General features: G+C 45.2%; 3 protein-coding genes. All 3 read left to right on the forward strand.

Annotated elements, in window-relative coordinates:
• Positions 1-336: 336 nt before the first annotated feature.
• Positions 337-924 carry an acyl carrier protein phosphodiesterase gene (locus tag RH89_RS13900; protein ID WP_004402959.1) on the forward strand — a complete coding sequence of 196 codons (588 nt, stop codon included), beginning with the start codon at positions 337-339 and terminating at the stop codon, positions 922-924.
• 65 nt (positions 925-989) lie between these two features.
• Entirely contained in the window at positions 990-2,240 is a 1,251-nt protein-coding gene (locus tag RH89_RS13905) for a DEAD/DEAH box helicase (RefSeq protein ID WP_004402960.1), read from the forward strand.
• Positions 2,241-2,368: 128 nt separating this feature from the next.
• The coding region (locus RH89_RS13910; RefSeq protein WP_004402961.1) for a glycerophosphodiester phosphodiesterase family protein at positions 2,369-3,169 on the forward strand (801 nt) is incomplete at its 3' end.

Raw genomic sequence — 3,169 nt, forward strand, 5'->3', positions numbered from 1 at the left:
AGCAACAAGAAAGTGTGTAAAGTAAAAAATACCCAAATCGTATATAATTATTTACAGTCGGGTGGTTGAGATATTTTCTAGATGAACTTCAAACTTTGACTGTAATGTAGGTGTGTTTTTGTAGGAATTTTAAAGGCGCTGCCTTATATCTAAACCAAATGTATAAGTTCAGATTTTCCTTAGTGAGGAAACCCTATGATTGAAGAACCGAATTCAGACACCAATTTCGAAGAAGAAAGCCTTGAGCTTTTGGATGCGATGGAAATTGGTTTAAACTTGTCTGACTATCTATTAGAGGAATTGGTGGAAGACTAAAGTCAGATTCCACCCACCTTCATGAATTATCTCGCCCATCTGCACATCGCAGACTTTTGTAAAAGTAATTTGCTTGGAAACTTATTAGGGGACTTTGTTAAAGGGTCTCCTGATGGTCGATTTCAACAAGACATTGTTAACGGTATTAAGCTCCATCGATTCGTCGATTCCTACACCGACACTCATCCAATCGTAAAAGATCTTAAACCTCTATTCCCCGAAGAGCTTAAACGCTTTGCACCCATTGCACTCGACATGTTTTGGGATCATTGCCTTGCCCGTCACTGGAAACACCATCACAAGATGTCTTTGTCGGAATTTTGCCTGTATGCCGAAAGTGACGTAAAGAGTGAAGAAACAGACGAATTGCCCGAACGTTTTCTAACTGTTTCTGGTTATATGTGGGAAGGTCAGTGGCTGCTGTCTTACGCTGAGTTGAGTAATATTCAGTTTGCCTTGAAAAGAATGGCAATGCGCCGCCCAAGGCTGGCAAGTTTGAGCGAATGTGGTGCGACGTTAGAATCAGAGTACAAAGCACTCAACCAAGCGTTTCATACGCTTTATCCTGATGTGCTGAAAAACGCCAAAGCCTTTTATTCTTCTCTTTAATTTTGCGCCACAGTCATTAATGAGTATACAATCCGCGCTCCTGTTTTTGTGTCGGATTCTGCCTTATGCAATTTGAAAATCTTGGTCTCACTCCTGCTTTGCTTTCTCGTATCACTCAACTGGGTTTTAAGGAGGCAACGACTGTTCAGGAGAAGTCTATTCCGCATATTTTAGACGGAAAAGATGTTCTTGCCGGGGCGCAGACTGGAACAGGTAAAACCGCTGCTTACGGTTTGCCAATCATTCAGCGCTTGATCAAATCGCCAAAACCGTTAACCGACAAACTGGTACGTAGTCTGGTTTTGGTCCCGACGCGCGAACTGGCTCAACAGGTGTTAGAAAACTTGAGCAGTTATGCGCATGAACTGGATGTAAAAGTGCTGGCAGTGTATGGCGGCACAAGTATGAAAGTGCAAACTGAGAAACTGCAGGGTGGGGTGGATATTCTTGTCGCAACACCGGGGCGTTTACTCGATCACCTGTTTACCAAAAATATTCAGCTCAACGAAACGGAAGTCCTGGTTCTCGACGAAGCGGATCGAATGCTGGACATGGGTTTCATGCCAGACATTCAACGTATTCTCCGCCGTTTGAATGATGCGCGCCAGACGCTATTCTTTTCCGCAACCTTTGCCAATAACGTCAAGAAAGTTGCCTACCGAATCCTCACGCAGCCTGTAGAGGTTCAGGTTACACCCAATAATTCAACCGCCGATACCGTTAAACAAATGGTGTACCCGGTGGACAAAAAGCGTAAATCAGAGCTTCTCGCCTATCTGATCGGTTCAAGAAACTGGCAGCAGGTTCTGGTATTTACTAAAACCAGAGAAGGATCTGACGCGCTAGTCAAAGAACTGAAGCTTGACGGTATAAAAGCCGCATCAATTAATGGTGATAAAAGTCAGGGAGCACGCCAGAAAGCACTGGATGATTTTAAAACTGGAAAAGTCAGAGCGCTGATCGCGACAGACGTTGCGGCTCGTGGTTTGGACATTCACCAACTTGAGCAGGTGGTCAACTTCGATATGCCGTATAAAGCGGAAGATTACATTCATAGAATTGGTCGAACGGGTCGTGCTGGGTGTGAAGGTTTTGCCGTTTCATTGATGAGTCGTGATGAAGAATACCTGTTGAATGCCATCGAAAGGCTACTGGATAAGCGCCTGCCTCAAGAATGGTTGACTGGTTTCGAGCCCAGCTTAGAAGAAGAGATTTCAGAAGATAAGCCAAGAAAACGAAAAAGCCGTGGTTCGGAAAAACGTAAGTTAAAAGCGAAGCTTAAGATCCACCATGGCAGGGGAAAAGCTAAGAAATAGCAGATTTAGATTTCAGAATTAAGATTTTTATCAACAACATAAAACTGCCATGACTTGTTCACGCAGTTGTCATTTCGAGCTTTTAAGTTGACTCCTTCAAAAGAAAAATAACTGACAGGAGTCACCCCATGAACAACTTGATGAAGGCGGCCGCAGCAGTGGTGCTGTTTGGATCGTCCCTCAATGCCATTGCACACGACGCGGTCCAGCTAGGACCACGACCTTTGTACCTGATTGAAGATATGGACGACGGCGCACTTAAACGTAAATTGCAGCAGTGCAGTACGGGTCCATTCTACCGCAGCGAATTTTCTATCGGGCACCGTGGTGCGCCAATGCAGTTTCCTGAGCATACTAAAGAATCGTATGTTGCCGCCATCCAGATGGGGGCAGGCGTCCTTGAATGTGATGTTACCTTCACCAAAGACAAAGAACTGGTTTGCCGCCATTCTCAAAGTGACTTACACACCACGACAGATGTTCTTGCGCATCCCGATCTCGCGGCAAAATGCAGCATTCCCTTTCAGCCAGCGAACCCTTCAACAGGTGAAAAAGCCAAAGTCGAATGCCGAACGTCAGACTTTACGCTCGCTGAATTCAAACGCCTGACTGGTAAAATGGACGGTGCCAATCCGATGGCAACAACCGTTGAAGAATACATGGATGGTACAGCTGGCTGGAGAACCGATCTTTACGCCAGCAAAGGCACACTGATGACGCATGCCGAAAGTATCGCCTTGTTCAAAAAACACGGTGTGAAGATGACACCGGAACTCAAGTCCCCAGCGGTAGATATGCCGTTCAACGGATTTTCTCAGGAAATGTACGCTCAAAAGCTGATAAATGAATATCGAGCAGCAGACGTTCCCGCGAGCGATGTTTACGCACAGTCTTTTAACCTTGCAGATGTTAAGTACTGGATTCAGAAC

The organism is Vibrio nigripulchritudo ATCC 27043 (genome assembly GCF_000222685.1).
GTDB lineage: Bacteria > Pseudomonadota > Gammaproteobacteria > Enterobacterales > Vibrionaceae > Vibrio > Vibrio nigripulchritudo.

What these genes read in the sequence shown, in the direction of transcription:
- RH89_RS13900 (WP_004402959.1), top strand. Translation starts at nt 337, where the DNA reads ATGAATTATCTCGCCCATCTGCACATCGCAGACTTTTGTAAAAGTAAT.
- RH89_RS13905 (WP_004402960.1), top strand. Translation starts at nt 990, where the DNA reads ATGCAATTTGAAAATCTTGGTCTCACTCCTGCTTTGCTTTCTCGTATC.